This window comes from Corynebacterium sp. HMSC063A05, from assembly GCF_001809695.1.
GTDB lineage: Bacteria > Actinomycetota > Actinomycetes > Mycobacteriales > Mycobacteriaceae > Corynebacterium > Corynebacterium amycolatum.
Map to the genome: position 1 here is coordinate 167443 of NZ_KV798500.1, position 15552 is coordinate 182994.

A 15552-nucleotide genomic window follows, 5' to 3' on the forward strand; every position below is an offset into this window, starting at 1 on the left:
CTATTCACTGTGGCTGACAACTTGAAGACTCTGACATCTAATCTTTCCAAGCGTGGACCGCACCGCGTCATGGTCGGTGACCTAGCTTTTACTGGCCTGCCGGGAAAGGTCTACACGCCTGCAGAGGGCAATGGCATCCCCGGTATCGCCTTCGCACACGATTGGCGCACACCGATTGAGGAGTACCACGCCACGCTGCGTCACCTAGCTTCGTGGGGCATCGCGGTCGCTGCTCCGGACACCGAAAATGGCATTGTGGCAGACCACCGTGGTCTCGCCAACGATTTGGAGACAGCGCTCCAGATTCTCGCTGGTGTCCGCCTCGGTGAGGGCAAGGTCGTCGTCCACCCAAAGAAACTCGGTGTCGCCGGCCACGGCATGGGCGCTGGCGTAGCCGTCCTCGCCGCCGCTGGTCACGACATCATCTCCGGCGTTGGCTGCGTCTACCCCGCGACTACCGCGCCTTCCTCCAGCGCGGCTGCAACTAATGTCTCGGCTCCGGGCCTCGTCCTGGCCCCTGGCGAGGATAAGTGGCTCGATCGCGGCAACCCGGCTCGCCTGGCTGTTCAGTGGAAGGGCGATGTCGTTTACCGCGAAGTAGACAACGCTGACCAGAGCAGCTTCTCGGAGACAACTCTTCTACGTCGCCTAGCGGGCTTCTCTTCTTCCAAGGTGAAGTACCAGGAGGTTGCGCGCGCCGCGCTCACAGGCTTCCTGCTGGCCACGGTCGGTGACGACAAGAAGTACTCGGATTTCGCAGACCCGACCGCCACTATCAAGGGCACAACTAACCGCGATATGGAGTGGCTCATCAAGGAGCTGCCGGAAAACCCGGAGCACTCGCTGGTTCCCGGCAAGTAGTCACTAGGCCACGCTTCAGGACACGCCCCGAATCGACTTCACCGTCGGCGTCCCTTTCCCCGCCCGCCCGAACAACCGCGTAACGGTTCCCTTCGATCGGGCGGTTTTTTGCTGCTTCTCGACGCCCTTCGCCACCTCTCTCTCCTTAATTTCGCGTGCTTTACGACGCTCTTCCAAACCCTGCAATTCTTTCTGTGCCCTCTGTATCGTCGTTTCGAACTCCTGCCTGGTCATTGCAGCAGCGTCGTAATAGGCCTGCCCAATCCGGTCATATTTCGCGGCATGCTTACTCCCCATTACCACTCACCTGCCGTTGGCGAATTAACCGCGCCCACAAGCTCCTGTGCGTTGGGCTGCTCAGGGGGCTCGGGCACAGCTGAAGCAGATTCCTGCACTGATGCTGCCGCGTCCTGGGCTGGTTCTGGCTGTGGCTCTGCTTGTGTTTCTGGCTGTTGTGATTCTGACTGCGGTTCCTGTGGCAGCTCGATTCCCAAGTGCTTTAGTTTCTCAGCCGGAGGAGGTGGCTCAGGCGCATCTTCTGGTTCCGGCTCGGGCTCGGGTTCGGGTTCTGGTTCCGGCTTACAGTCCTCCGGCGCAGGAGCTGGTGCTGGCTCAGGTGCCTGTTCGCACACTGACTCTTCCATCTCCGTGCACATGTCTAAGTTGAGCAGCGAGGTGGCGACGCTGCCCGCAACACCCACAGCCTCCGCAATTCCGGCGATACTGGCAGCACCTACAGCACCAATGGCATCTCCAACGGATATCCCAGCAGCAACGCCTGCCTCTATCCCAATATCAACGTTGGCAACAACCCCAGTTCCACCAGCGATAGCACCGTTGCCACCGGTTACAGTAGCTCCTTCGCCACTCACAGACTCAGCCACCTCTGCACAGGCCGCCGAGGTAGCACCCGAACTGGCAGGGACAGTAGGAGGCTGCGGCGGGGTGGCGACCACTGCGGCCTCAGTGTCACACGCTGCCTGCTCAAGACACTGCTCGATGCAGGCATTGCGCGCATCGTAGAGCTGACCAGTGGAGTCGACGAGACTGTTGCACACCTGCTGGGCCACTTGTGCGGCTTCGGCGCCGACCTCCGGATCGTCGACAAGCGCTTCGCACTGAGAGAGAACACCGTCGGTTTGCTCAGCCATATCTTCGGCCTGCTTTTCACAATCCTCGAGGACCTCGTCGACTTTCTTGCCGCACTCGCCGACACTCTGTGCGCCATCGGCGGACCGCTCATCCTGATTCGCACAGTCCTGCGCGGCTTTATCGCAGCGTTCCTTGGCGGCGCCGGCGGCATCGCCTTTCAAACCGCCCCAATCGAAAGCCATAGCAATAGTTATCGCGGAGGCTATCAACCCCACGGAGTTGGAGAACTTGGATAGGGCGCTGCCTTTCCAGCCGTCAGCGCGTCGCGCCTTATCCAAGACTTTGGGCAGATTCTTGCCGATGCCGCCGACCCCGCGCTTGGCTCCAATACGGCTTCCACGGCCAATAACACGCACCAATATCGGAAGAATTCGAGCAACCCATGGCATCAGTCCACTACCTCAATTCCACCGAGGTCGGCACTCCCGTCGCTGTCACAGCTTGCAAAGACACGCCACTGTTCCCGCACTGCCGGAGCATGGTTGCCAAGTCCCGCGTACATCGATTGCCCGTGCTCACGCAGCCGCACTGCCGCCTGCTGCAGACGATGCCCCTGGGCGGCAAAACCCTGGCCACAGTCTGCTGCTGAGATATTGGGAGCGCTTCCCCACCGCTCATGGCCGTCACGGCCGCGCTGCTCGATCTCTCGGGCAGCCGCTGTCACTGCATCCTCCGAAAAGTGCAGCAAGCCTCCGCCACTGCCTCCAGTAAAACTTGCGGACACGAAAAATCCCCTTCCCCCGCGAAAAACAGTTCTTATTACTGTTAGGCGCGAAAAAAGGGGATTCGGTTCCGTTGAGGTCCTAGCGCGGGTGCCCCCGGGCTAACGAGCGCGGTAGATGCGCTTACAGCCCTCAACACCGGTGAAGCTGAATGGACCGGTGCCGATCAGTGCGTCGTCTCCCAGGTTTGAGTACTCACCAGGATCTTCATGCGTCACCTGAGCGTGGCGGTAGTAGGTCGGATCATCGAGCTTTACGCGCTCTTCCAGTTCACGAGCATTATCTGCGGTGCGCAGCTGGGACTCGTAGCCCTCGACCACATTGCCGGTGAGGAACTCAGCAACTGAGCCGGAACCATAGGAGACAATAGCGACCTTCTTACCAGTCAGGTCCTTCTCGGTGTCCAGCAGCGAGAGCAGGCCGAAGTAGGCCGATGCTGTGTAGGAGTTACCGATGATGCGGTTGTACTCAGTGGTTGGGCCTAACTGGCGGGCCTCGTCCTCTGCGGTGAGCTCCACACCGTTATTGGCCGACAGCTGCCGGTGCGCCTTGTAGGCCATCTTGGTGAACGGCTGGTGGTAGCTGAAGTAGTCAATCTCGCTGAAGTCCACACCGCCGCGGGCACGGTAGTCCTCGTAAGCCCCCTGAACAGCGTCGATGTAAGCGCCAATAGAGAGCTTGCCCTCCACCAACGCCTGACTGCGGTGGTTCGGACGCCAGAAGTCCATAACTTCGCGGGTGAAGACGCCCGAAGCCGCATCGATGGCCAGGATGCGCGGATTAGCGGTCACCAGCATGGCCACAGCACCTGCGCCCTGGGTTGGCTCCGCAGCGGAGTCCAGGTCATAGCGGGCAATGTCGGAGGCGACAACGATGACCTTTTCCTCCGGATTGCGGGCCACCAGAGCGCACGCAAACTGCAGCGCCGCGGTACCCGAGTAGCAAGCCTGCTTCAGCTCAACAGAGCGCGCGTGCGGGTCAAGACCAACCAACTCGTGGACATAGACGGCAGCGGCCTTCGACTGGTCGATACCGGTCTCAGTGGCGAACATGATGGTGCGCACGCCGTCGATACCGTGGCGATCCACAATCTTCTTCACCGCAGTCGCGGCCATCGTCACCGGATCTTCATCAGAGGCAACCACGCTGGAGCGTTCCTGCCCCAGGCCCTTGTGATATTTTGCCGGTTCCGCTCCGAGTCGGGGCGCAATATCGGCGAGGTCAATGCAGTACGAACCCGTCGCAAAAGCGATGTCATCAATACCGACCGGGGTCACATTGCTTGTTGTCATCAAAACCGTGCCTTCACTACCTCTACAGATTTTAAGAAATAACGGGCAACGAAACATCCCATGTCATCAGAACGACCATCAGAGCAGTCATCAGACCACGGGATATTTTGCCCACAAAATGTTAATTGCCTACTACAGAAATCTAGCGCGTTTACCTGAGATTTGTCTTAGGTTTTGCGAATTGTTGCGACGCACTACTTCGCCCGCTCGATAGAAACGTGCGCCTCCATCAGCTCACCCGGGTTCGTCTGTGCCGCGAGCAGGGAAAGCTCACCACACCAGACGATTGCCGCACAGCACGCTGCTAGACGACGGGCATTCTCACCCGGCTCACGGTCCTCCTTGCAGCCCAGCGCCGTGAGATTCTTCTCCACGAAGTCCAAGCCCTTGCCGTTGCCCACGGAACCGACGATCAAATGTGGCAGGGTGCAGCTAAAGCGCACGGAGCCGTCGTCAAGCGCCTCTACCTGCGTCAGCCCCTGCGAGCCCTCGACGATATTCGCAGCGTCCTGACCGGTAGCGAGGTAAAAGCCCAGCAGCATATTGGCGTAGTGCGCATTACCGCTGCGCAGCGAACCGGCCATGATGGAGCCGACGAGGTTCTTGCGCTCGTTGAGCTCGGCCAGACGCTTGGCAGTTGTGCGCAGACGTTCGCGGACAACTGGCTCTGGAATGACGGCTTCGGCAATCACGTACTTACCGCGACCCAAAATGCCATTGACGGCGGAGGTCTTCTTATCGGTGCAGTAGTTTCCCGAGATAGAGCCATAGCCCAACTCTGGCATCTGCTCCATCAGGTAGGACATCAAACGCTCAGACGCCAGCGTGGCCATGTTGTGGCCCGAGGCGTCACCGGAGAAGAAGTCAAAGCGGACAAAGAGCAGACGCGATGCGATCTGAAAGTGAATATCCACCAGCCTGGCAAAACGCGAGGAGGACTCCACGACCTTCTTCAGCTCGTCATAACGAGACAGGATGTTGTCGCGTGCAATGACGGCATCAGCTGCCGAGTCGAGAGTGAAAATCACCGAGCGGGTCATCTTCTCGCCGACGAAAGTACAGGTAATGCCACCTTCAATCATGCGGGAGACCTTCGCACCGCGACCACAGGACGGCCACAGCGGGGTCTCGTAAGTCGCCAGCGGAATCTTCACCTCGTCATTCATGACGTTGCCACTAATGCGCACCGGGCCAATCCAGCTCAGTGGTACGTGTGCATATTCCAGGTCGTGCGAGCTCTTTTCAGCCATTATCCTAAGCGACCCTTTCTAGCTGCATGCAGCTTCGGTTCCCAGCTTCTGTAAATTTCAGCTGTCTTAAATTCTACGGTCAAAAAACTGTGGTCAAAGTTGAGCGGCCAGCTTCAGCGACAACGGCCGAATGCCAGCTGCCTGCCAGCGCGCGGTGATGTCCGCGGCAGTCTCTCGGGTCGAACTCTCAGCATCGGCACCATTTGAGGCTCCGACCAAAGCGATTCCACAGTCGCCACCACCGGAGCCACTGCTCTTGCCCGCGGCCCCCGCGCCATCGGCGATGTCGGCGAGCGCTTTCAGTTTCTCCGTCTCAATGCACACAGCACGCTCGCGCTCATAGTCCTGCAGCAGCGTCCGATTCTCGTGCAGGCAGGCAAACGCCGCTGTGTGGTCGCCGTCGGCAAGCGCCTGCCAGAGTTTTTCGCTTATCGACGAGACCCCGCGTACAAAAACACGGTCTGCGCCACCGGCCTTCTTCAACTGAGAGTCCGTCTTCACCGGACTGCCCGTCCAGCCGACCAACAGTTGTAACCCGCCGAGGTCGGCACGGGCGTCAATGCGAAGATTCGGCCACGGTGCCGCCACGGCAGCGACAGGATCAGCCGCCACGAGTTCTGCGAGCGCCGTCGGATTCGGCCGGCGATAGAGCACCACCCCGCCGTGCGCGGAGCACGCGATATCGCCGCCGGAACCAGCCGCACCAGCCAGAAGCGTGGCCACCATCGCAATCTTGTACACGTCCAGCGAATTGAGCTCCAGGCCTAGGTGCGCTCCCAGCGCACGAGTCACTGCCACAGCGACAGCCCCGGAGGATCCCAGGCCGTACTTCGCACCGCTGTCGGCGTCATCGAGGTCCGATTCAATGACAATATTGATGGGGCTCTCTGGGGTGTTTTCCAGCTCGCCCGCAGCAATGCGATAGACCAGGGAAATCGTATAGGTAGCAATGTCACCTGGCGCATCGATATCAATGACGCGCCCCTGCGGGCCGTAATAGCTGGAGTATACGCGAGAGACCGGCTGCGATGGGTCGGCATCGTGGCACCGAACCGTCACATAGCGGTTGACTCCTGCGATGACGGCCAGCCCCTCAACATCCATCACCGCATATTCGCCGGTGAGATACAGTTTGCCACAGCCGCGGCCAATCGATTCGCCTTCGAGAGGTTCGCCCTTAGCGCTACTCAACTACTCCCCCAGCTACACCAGGTATGCGCCGGGGCCGGAGCCGGAAACCAGCACGTCAATATTCTCGAACTCTGCGCGGAAACGATCCGCGATGGTCTCGGCATCGCCGCTGCGGCACAGCACCTTCACATTCGGACCGGCATCCATGGTGGCGTAGCACTCGGTGCCCTCGTCGCGCAGCGTAGCGACGAGATCGAGAGCCGCCACCGAATCCGGATTCCAGTAACGCACCGGAGGAAGAGCCCCCAGCATAGTGGCGTGCATACGCATGGCATTGGCCTCGGCAAGCTCGCCGACCGCAGTGAAGTCCGCAGCGGCAATGGCGGCCTTCATGTCCTCGATATCGCGGGGCACCTGCTCCACCCACGCCGGGAAGAACGGTGAGGTCTCGACCGTGCGACGCATGGCGGCACGGCTGTCAATCTTCTTGCGGCCTGGGGCCAAAACCGCCACGACCAGGGAGAGGTCCAGGCCGGAATCCGGCAGAGCCACTGCATGGCTCGAAGCATCGTCATCGCCGGGCAGCCACTCGACGAGGCCGCCGAAAATAGAGCGACAGGCCGAGCCCGAACCGCGACGGGCCAGAGCCGAGAGCTGTTCCGGGGTGTAGTCCAGGCCGTAGGCCTTCGCCGCGGCCAGCGCGAGAGCACCGAAGCCTGACGCGGACGAGGCCAGTCCAGCGCCCGTCGGAATCTCGTTGGTGCTGGTCACCTCTGCGAAGCTAGTGCTGCCCGCACGCTCGCGGACCAAATCCAAAAACTTCTGAACACGGGACAGATCCTTGCCCGCCATCTCCTGGCCGTTCAAAGTGCCCAAGTCGGCGGTGACGCTGGGGTCGTCGATAAGCGACACCGTGGTGGTCGTCGGAGCGATGCTCAGAGTAAGGGACAGCGAACCTGTGGCCGGCAGCTGCACGGCCTCATCGCGCTTGCCCCAGTATTTAATCAGGGCGATGTTGGGATGAGCGACGGCGGTAGCGGTCGTGGTCACGAGGGATTTACCTCCACAGTCCAAGTAGCAACGGCATTGGCGCCCATCATGGCATGGCTAATCAGTTCCGCGTGATCGGCGGACTCTGCCAGCGCCATCACACAGCCGCCGCAACCGGCACCAGTGAGCTTTGCACCGTGGGCACCTGCCAGACGTGCGGCAGTGACGAGATCAGTGATGGACTCATGCCCAACACCTAGTTCCTCTAGCGCTTCCTGCGCCGAGTCCATGCGATGTCCCAGACGGGCAAAATCGCCCTTGGCCAGGTTGTGCACCGCAGCATCGGTCAGCTGCCCCAAGTGGTCCAACAACTCTTGGCCGTGGACTCGATGGGAATCGACGAAACCACGCACGCGGGCAACGGCCAGCGACGTCGAGCCACGCACACCGGTATCCCCCAGCACCAGCCACATCTTCTTGGCTACCTGCAGCGGATGGAACTCCCCCTGCTTGAAGTAGACCGGACGAGACGCACGGGCAACCGTGGCATCCAGGCCAGAGGGGTTACCGTGCGCCAGACGCTCAGCTTCCTGCACCAGGTCAAAGCGCTGACGCTCGGTCAAAGTGCCATCGGCGAGGTCACGCACTGCGTCGATAAGCGCATGTGCCACAGCGGCGGAACCACCCAGCCCTGCGGCGGGTGGGATACCGGAGCGGAGACGAATCAGCAGGTCACGTTCGGGAATACCGAAGGTGCGCAGGCCAGCGCGGAGTGCAGCGGCGATGGAGGAAAAGCGCTCCGGCAGCTCGTCGATGTCAATGACCTCGCCATCCATGGAAAACAGCACGGGAGAATCCTCCACGCGGTCAATCCACGCCATCGTGCGCAGCGATGTCACCGGCAGCGCAATAGCCGGCTTGCCATAGACGACAGAATGCTCGCCCAACAGAATCGACTTGGCATGCCCTTCACCGAATGCGGCACCCTGCTCGTTGGCCAGGGCATAGAACTCTCCGGTCTCCAATTCCTCGGACTTGTCGAGGCCGAAGTCGTCGACGCTGGCGTTTTCTACGCTGGTCACGAAGCTACACATCCCTTTCCGAAACCGACTGTGCGGCAGCCTGCGCCTCCGCGGGGCCATGGATACCCGGCACACCCGCAATGTCGAAACCGTACTTGGAGAACTTCTCCGCACCAACACCCCAGACGTGGTTAAACCACTCCGTCATCGGTTCGTTGGCGCGGCGTTCGGCGAGCTCCTGCGGGGTCACGTACACCACTTCATCGACCTCATCGGGGTTGATATCCACCGACTTCGGATCGACGATGCCGGCGTAGACATGGTTGTACTCGTGCTCCGCCAGTCCCGAACGATCATCGATGACCTGGTAGATAACGATGCCGATTTCCTCCAACTGGGAGACATCCGCACCGAGCTCTTCCTTCGCACGACGCTCAACGGCATCCGCCACCGGCTCCCCCGGCAGTGGGTGCGAGCAGGTCGCATTCGTCAGCAGCAGTGGTGAGTGATACTTCGACTCCGCACGGCGCTGCAGCAGCATGCGTCCCTGCTCATCGAAGAGGAAAAGAGAAAAGGCACGGTGCAAAATTCCCGGCGGAACGTGTGCTTCAAGCTTGCCGACGGTACCGAGAACTCGACCGTCACGATCGACTACCTCTACCTGGATGTCGGCTTCACCCGGGGCAAAGCGGGCTTTAATGTCCTCTGGCGCATCATTCATTTCCACACTCCTGACTTTAGACTGCGGCCACAACCGCAGCTAACTCCCCGGCAATCTTGCGGGCCGATTCCGCATCGGCGGCCTCCACCATGACGCGGAAGAGCTCCTCGGTGCCGGACGGGCGCAACAGCACGCGACCGGTGGAGCCCAGCTTCTCCTCGGCTGCATCGATGGCGGCCTTGACCTCATTAGACTCCAGAATTGCGGCCTTGTTGGACACCGGCACGTTGATAAGAGTCTGCGGCAGCACCTTCATTACCGAGGCCAGCTCAGCCAGAGACTTACCAGTGCGTGCCATCCGCGCCATGAGGTACAGACCAGTGAGGGTGCCGTCACCAGTGGTGGCGTGATCCGGAATGACCACGTGCCCCGACTGCTCACCGCCGAGCGAGTAACCGCCAGCGTTCAAATCAGCCAGCACATAGCGGTCGCCGACCTTGGTGGTGCGCAGGGCGATATCGTTTTCCTCCATCGCCAGCTTGAGGCCGAGGTTGCTCATCACAGTGGCCACCAGCGTGTTGTGGTGCAACAGCCCCTCTTCCTTCATGGCGACGGCCAGAATGGCCATGATTTGATCACCGTCGACGATGTTGCCCTGCGAATCCACAGCCAGGCAGCGGTCGGCATCACCATCGTGAGCCAGTCCCAGATCCGCGCCGTGCTCCAGCACTGCCGCGCGCAAAACCTCAATGTGGGTGGAACCGCAGTTATCGTTGATGTTGTAAGAGTTCGGCTTGTCGTGAATAGCGACGACGTCGGCACCGGCGGCCGCGTACGCCATGGGGGCTGCCTGCGAAGCAGCACCATTTGCACAATCCACCACGACGCGAATGCCGTCGAGCTTGGTACTGACCGCACGGGAGAGGTGGAACAGGTAGCGGTCGAGCCCGTCTGGGGCCTCCTCGATGACACGACCCACTCCGGTGCCCGTGGGGCCGGTCTCCGGCAGGTTGTGGAGAGCGTGTTCGATTTCCTTCTCCACCGCGTCGTCAAGCTTGGTGCCGCCCGCGGCGAAGAACTTGATGCCGTTGTCCGGCATGGGGTTGTGAGAAGCCGAAATCATCACACCCATGTCGGCACCGTAGTCGTCGGTGAGGAAAGCGACAGCCGGAGTGGGCAGCACACCGACACGCAAGACGTCGACGCCCTGGGAAGCCATGCCGGCAGACAGCGCTGCGGCGAGCATCTCACCGGAGACACGCGGATCGCGGCCAACAATGGCCAGGGGACGACGCCCCGATGGATTCGTGCCGCTAGTCAGCACAGTGGCCGCAGCAGCACCCAGCCGCATTGCCAGCGGTGCGGTCAGAGTCTTATTCGCCAAACCGCGGACGCCATCAGTTCCGAAAAGACGTGCCATTGTTGCTAGACCACTCCTTGGGGGTTTATGAGTTTTGGTATCGCGGACTGTTGCATTGTCAATGCTGTATTACTTTAGCCGGTCGCGCAGGCGAATCCAGACTAGCCACAGGACACAAATGGCTGCGGGTCATAAACCGTAGTCTGAGTTTCACGCGAGATTTCCGCGCCAGAGAGGTTCCGAATGACGCGTGTGTCGGAAGTGGTAAAACCCTGCGCACCCGACGACGGCTGGCAAGAGCTGCCACTGACCTGCATGCGCTGCGGTTGCGTGTATGCCCAACGGCCACCATTGATGGACTCGACGTTGACCCTCTTCACGCCCTTGATGCGCACAGTGACGTCGGAGCCAGTAGTAACGGCCTCGATAAGAATCGGAGTGTCGGAACTGTTCTTAAACGCCAGGTCGATTGCGCCCTCGTACACCGTCGCTTCACGGCCGGCCGGGTAACGCGAAATGTAGTAACTGTGCGGAGTGTGCGCGACATCCTCCATGCCCGCAAAGTACGAAGCATTGTACAAAGTAGTGGCGAACTGGCTAATGCCACCGCCGACAGCCATGTCCGCATGGCCGTTGAGGATGATGCCCGACTCGACAAAGCCCTGCGCAGTACCGCGCGGCCCCGTGTAGCCGTTCAGGCTAAATGTATCGCCCGGCGCCACGAATGCGCCGTTGACCATCTGAGACACCAGGGCAATGTTTGTTCCCGATGCCGAGCTGAAACCACCGGTGGTGAACTCACCAATGACATCATCGAAGGTCGCACTTTCCGCTTGTTCAGTGGTGTAGGTGGCGGGCTGGTCCTCGTAGACCGCATCGAACTCGCGCTTATCCGTCGAAGTCACACGCTCGGCGAAGTCCTTCATAGTTTCATCCCACTTCACGGCTACGCCATCAACCGAGGGGACCACTTCACGCGAACCACCGCTGAAGCGTATCGACGCATTGCGCTTATCAACCTCGGAAGCAGCCAGCCCCTCCTCGAGGATCTCGCGTGCGCGGTCGACATTGATATCGGCGGCCAATCCGCCGTCGCGCGGCACAAAGCTGATGATCTCAGCCATGCGCTCCGGAGGAATTACACCATCTTTGCCATCGCGGCCCTTGGCAACAATCGGACCCGACACGGCATCGGCGGCCTCTCCCTCAGCTGCCTCACGAACCTGATCTTCACCGATAGCCGGGTCGTGCGCGGTGGTCTCCACATCGATGCCCTCCGGCGACAACCACTTGGCGGCCAAATCCCCGCTGACCGCATTGCGGTCGACATCTTGGCCGATGACCGGTGGAGTTGTTTCCACGCGGCCGTCAACAAGCTTGACCTCGCCATCGACGGGAGCAATAGTCAGTTCGCCGACGAGACGGTCGACCTGCGGTTCGAACTTAGAGCTATCGATATCGCTGACCAAATCCAGCTCACGGGTAGTAAAGAAACTGCGCACCCAGGTAACTGGGTTCGCCGTCTGCTTGCCCGCCTGAGCGACCGTCTTCTCCCAGTCGATGCTCAGCCCCGCCTCCTCGGGCAGAACCTCCGCCGCGCGCTCGCCGGCACGCAACGCCACTGGATGAGTGGAAAGATCACCGAGCTGTTCTTCGAGCTTCGCCTCAGCGTGGTTCGCGCTCAGCGTGCTGATGTCAATCCCCGCAACGGTAGACCTGCGCGGGACATGGTCCTTATTAAGCACGTAATCGACAGCGTAAAACACACCGAAGAGCGCGAAGATACCGAGGACGATGCCGAGGAAAATCTTTAATCCGCGGTGACTGGAGGAAGACTTTTGTTTGGCCACAGCCACTTACTTTACCGTGGAAACACTACTAACTAGATTTTTATTAGATTCCGCAGGTGTCCGGAATGCGTTTCTTGTTCTTCGCATACTGCTGGAAAGCATCGACCACGGCATTGGCATAGACCTCGGCACCATCCGGGGTCGGGTGGATAAGGTCCGCGCGCAGCTTGGACAAATCGTCACGCACACCATGGCACCAGTCAGCCACATAGACATTGTCGCGCTTCTTTGCCGCGTCGAGGACTTCCTTCTCCGACTGAGGCATCCACACGCGATCACCGTACGGGTTAATCAGGACAATGATGCGGTCTTCACCCAGCGAATCGAGAATCTCATCCAACAGGTGTTCGTCCGATGCCGCAGCCGACTGATTGATACCAAGCCCCAGCACAACGAATGGATCGAGCGTACCCGCCGCCTTCATACTGGCGATAATCTCCGGCGCGGCCGGATAACCACGGGAAACTGCCGCATCGATGTAGATGCCGGGCAGCTTCTCCTCCAACGCGGACGCCGAGGCGAGCATCACAGAGTCGCCGATAGCAGTGATCTGGTCACCACGCGGCATAACGCGCTTGGCCAACTCGGCTTCCTCCGCCTTCTGTGCCTGTGCACGGCGCTCAGCTGCCTCCTGTAGCTGTGCCTCCAAACGCGTCATCTTCGGCGCCGTGGCCATCCCTGCCACTGCACCAACCACGACGACCAACGCCAGCACTGCTGCAACGCGCGGCTTCCAAGAACCGGCGTACTGCGTGCCCGAAAACTGCGACATCCAACGGCGGTAGCCCATCCGGCGAATTGGGGATTCCACATTCTTGTACGACCAATTCGCCAAAAGCAGCGCCAGCGCAATACCTGCAAAGGCAGCGAGTTTCTCATACTGCATCGCCTCATTGCGCTCCAGCAGTTCACGGATGAGCACAATGACCGGCCAGTGCCACAGGTACAGCGAGAAAGAAATCTTTCCCAACCAGCACAGTGGCTTGAACTCAAAAATCTGACGCACGGGCGAGACACCGCGAACGACAAGGTAGAGAATCGCCGCCGACAGCAACGACGCGAACACCAACCCACCGAGGTAAGTCGCCGACGCGGTATCTGACATCATCAGCAAAACCAACGACAGGAAAATCAGCGGCAGCGAGGCCACTACGAAAGCCTGGGCAGAACTGCCAAAGAAATCTCGCAGCAAGGGTTCTGTGCGTGGCCAGGAGTCCGCCTCCGCGCGTGACGACGTCGACGTCAACCACAATGCGAGGGCCGCACCAAACAGGAGACCAAAGGCGTGAGTATCGGTGCCGTAGTAGACCCGCGTGGGGTCAACCTTCGGATCGTAGAGTGACACCATCCACACGAAAGAAGCAACCGCGCCAATGCCCGCCACTGCTGCCAGCTTGCGAGATGCCAGCTTCAGCGCGAGAAGAGCCACAAAGATTAGTGGCCAGAGCAAGTAGAACTGCTCCTCTACCGACAGTGACCAGTAGTGGGCTAGCAGCTGCACACCAGAATCCGCGAAATAGGACTGAGAGCCCGCAATCTGCGTCCAGTTATTGACGAAAAAGACCGTGCCGAGAAACTGCGTCGACAATCCAACAGCGGGATCACCGCCAACCAGACCTGCGACGGCGATGGAAATAAATAGCACAAACATCGCAGCCGGGGCGATGCGGCGCAGTCGACGGAGCCAGAAGTCCTTTAGATCGATGCGCCCAGTGACCGCGCGTTCGCGCACCAGAAGCGAAGTGATAAGAAATCCGGAGAGCACGAAAAAGATATCCACACCGATGTAGCCACCGGGCAGCACATTATCGAAGTAGTGGTAGATCACCACAGTGGCAACGGCCAGACCGCGCAGCCCATCAATGCCTGGTACGCGTCGAATGCGGAAGGGATGCTTCGCCACCGAAGACGAGTTAGAGGAGCTCTTCACGTCGGAGGTCTTGGTGGCTGTGGTGCTCACCGCCATACGGTTTCCTTCTTCCCATCGCACTGCAATCGCACTTCCATCGCACCGCAATCGCACCGCGAACAACGATTCTCGTGGCAGTTTTTAACGGATAAAAGTCTAACGTACGGGGCTTGCCCCAAAAATGCAGCCATGCCTGGTCACGGCGGACTTTAACCCAAAAAAGCACCCCGGCTTGCGCGTAATACGCAAACTGAGGTGCTTTTCGAAGCAGTAAAGCTTAACGCTTGGAGTACTGCGGTGCGCGACGGGCCTTGTGCAGACCAGCCTTCTTGCGCTCGACAGCACGAGCGTCGCGGGTGAGGAAGCCAGCCTTCTTGAGAACGCTGCGCTCCTCCGGGTTGAACTCGTTCAGGGCACGAGCGATAGCCAGGCGCAGAGCACCGGCCTGACCGGACGGGCCACCACCGTTGATGTTGGCCTTAATGTCGAACTGGCTCTCGCGCTCGACCAGGACCAGCGGGTCCTTGATTTCCTGCTGGTGCAGCTTGTTCGGGAAGTAGTCCTCGAGCTCGCGGCCGTTGCAGACAATCTTGCCGGAACCAGCGGTCAGAACGACGCGGGCGACAGCGCGCTTACGACGACCGACCGTCTGAATCGGACGATCCAGGGTCAGCGGTGCAGCCGGAGCCGCCTCAGCCTCTGCCTCAGTAGCAACTGCATCGCCGATGGAAGAGGTGAACTCTTCGGTGGCAGCAGCAGCGGCAGCCTGAACATCATCGTAGGAAGCCTCGGTGGCCTCTACGTTCTGGTTCTCGTTGACGTCCTGTGGGTTGGTCACTGTGCCACCGCCTTGATCTCGTAGTTTTCAGGCTTCTGACCGGCGAACGGGTGCTCGGAGCCGGCGAAGACGTGCAGCTTCTTGATGGACGCACGCGAAAGCTTGTTGTGCGGCATCATGCCCTCAATAGCCTCAGCGATAACGCGCTCCGGGTGAACCTCGAGGGAACGACCCAGGGTCATCGACTTCAGACCGCCCGGGAAGCCCGAGTGGCGGTAGCGCATCTCACGTTCCCGCTTGTTAGAGGAGACGTGCACCTTATCGGCGTTGATGATGATGACGTGGTCACCGCAGTCGACGTTAGGGGCGAAGTAAGCCTTGCCTTTACCGCGCAGCAAGTCTGCGGCGTGAGTAGCCAGACGGCCGAGAACAACGTCGGTAGCGTCGATGACGTACCACTTGCGCTCGATGTCACCGTCCTTCGGATGGAAAGTAGACAACATGACTCCTTTTAGGGTCCGTGTAGATTTGCCAGCCACCGTGCACACTGTTGTTATTCCCCGGCGGCCGGTGG

General features: G+C 60.1%; 15 protein-coding genes. 1 reads left to right on the forward strand and 14 read right to left on the reverse strand.

Annotation, left to right across the window (positions count from 1 at the left end; all coding sequences use genetic code 11):
* Positions 1 to 9 precede the first annotated feature (9 nt).
* Positions 10 to 861, forward strand: coding sequence for a dienelactone hydrolase family protein (locus tag HMPREF2651_RS04560; RefSeq protein ID WP_049182332.1), 852 nt, complete (start codon positions 10 to 12; stop codon positions 859 to 861).
* A gap of 15 nt (positions 862 to 876) precedes the next feature.
* Here HMPREF2651_RS04560 and HMPREF2651_RS04565 read toward each other — a convergent pair whose 3' ends face one another.
* From HMPREF2651_RS04565 to rplM, 14 genes are all read right to left on the reverse strand, one after another.
* Positions 877 to 1158, reverse strand: a complete 282-nt coding sequence (locus tag HMPREF2651_RS04565; RefSeq protein ID WP_049182333.1) for a hypothetical protein — start codon at positions 1156 to 1158, stop codon at positions 877 to 879.
* Entirely contained in the window at positions 1158 to 2402 is a 1245-nt protein-coding gene (locus tag HMPREF2651_RS04570) for a hypothetical protein (protein WP_049182334.1), read from the reverse strand. Before HMPREF2651_RS04570 ends, HMPREF2651_RS04565 begins: the two co-directional genes overlap by 1 nt.
* Positions 2402 to 2737 (reverse strand): hypothetical protein, encoded by a 336-nt coding sequence (locus HMPREF2651_RS04575; protein ID WP_049182335.1) that lies wholly within the window; start codon positions 2735 to 2737, stop codon positions 2402 to 2404. Before HMPREF2651_RS04575 ends, HMPREF2651_RS04570 begins: the two co-directional genes overlap by 1 nt.
* 99 nt (positions 2738 to 2836) lie before the next feature.
* Positions 2837 to 4027: a hydroxymethylglutaryl-CoA synthase gene (locus HMPREF2651_RS04580; RefSeq protein WP_049182336.1), complete on the reverse strand. Its 1191-nt coding sequence runs from the start codon at positions 4025 to 4027 to the stop codon at positions 2837 to 2839.
* Between the two features lie 194 nt (positions 4028 to 4221).
* Positions 4222 to 5277: a hydroxymethylglutaryl-CoA reductase gene (locus HMPREF2651_RS04585; RefSeq protein WP_038627713.1), complete on the reverse strand. Its 1056-nt coding sequence runs from the start codon at positions 5275 to 5277 to the stop codon at positions 4222 to 4224.
* A gap of 93 nt (positions 5278 to 5370) precedes the next feature.
* Positions 5371 to 6468, reverse strand: a complete 1098-nt coding sequence (locus HMPREF2651_RS04590; protein ID WP_049182337.1) for a phosphomevalonate kinase — start codon at positions 6466 to 6468, stop codon at positions 5371 to 5373.
* A 12-nt stretch (positions 6469 to 6480) separates the two neighbouring features.
* Positions 6481 to 7458 (reverse strand): diphosphomevalonate decarboxylase, encoded by a 978-nt coding sequence (gene mvaD, locus HMPREF2651_RS04595; protein WP_070585986.1) that lies wholly within the window; start codon positions 7456 to 7458, stop codon positions 6481 to 6483.
* The gene (gene mvk, locus HMPREF2651_RS04600) at positions 7455 to 8480 is read right to left on the reverse strand and encodes a mevalonate kinase (protein ID WP_224786608.1); all 1026 of its coding nucleotides are present in this window, start codon (positions 8478 to 8480) and stop codon (positions 7455 to 7457) included. Before mvk ends, mvaD begins: the two co-directional genes overlap by 4 nt.
* 4 nt (positions 8481 to 8484) lie before the next feature.
* Positions 8485 to 9141 (reverse strand): isopentenyl-diphosphate Delta-isomerase, encoded by a 657-nt coding sequence (gene idi, locus HMPREF2651_RS04605; RefSeq protein ID WP_049182338.1) that lies wholly within the window; start codon positions 9139 to 9141, stop codon positions 8485 to 8487.
* Between the two features lie 16 nt (positions 9142 to 9157).
* Positions 9158 to 10501, reverse strand: a complete 1344-nt coding sequence (gene glmM, locus HMPREF2651_RS04610; RefSeq protein WP_038627699.1) for a phosphoglucosamine mutase — start codon at positions 10499 to 10501, stop codon at positions 9158 to 9160.
* 101 nt (positions 10502 to 10602) lie between these two features.
* Positions 10603 to 12291 carry a VanW family protein gene (locus tag HMPREF2651_RS04615; RefSeq protein WP_070585995.1) on the reverse strand — a complete coding sequence of 563 codons (1689 nt, stop codon included), beginning with the start codon at positions 12289 to 12291 and terminating at the stop codon, positions 10603 to 10605.
* Positions 12292 to 12334: 43 nt separating this feature from the next.
* Positions 12335 to 14257 (reverse strand): acyltransferase family protein, encoded by a 1923-nt coding sequence (locus HMPREF2651_RS04620; protein ID WP_049182340.1) that lies wholly within the window; start codon positions 14255 to 14257, stop codon positions 12335 to 12337.
* Between the two features lie 220 nt (positions 14258 to 14477).
* Positions 14478 to 15038, reverse strand: coding sequence for a 30S ribosomal protein S9 (gene rpsI, locus HMPREF2651_RS04625; RefSeq protein WP_049182341.1), 561 nt, complete (start codon positions 15036 to 15038; stop codon positions 14478 to 14480).
* On the reverse strand, positions 15035 to 15478 hold the full coding sequence (gene rplM / locus HMPREF2651_RS04630) for a 50S ribosomal protein L13 (RefSeq protein WP_005509852.1): 444 nt from the start codon (positions 15476 to 15478) through the stop codon (positions 15035 to 15037). Before rplM ends, rpsI begins: the two co-directional genes overlap by 4 nt.
* Positions 15479 to 15552 lie beyond the last annotated feature (74 nt).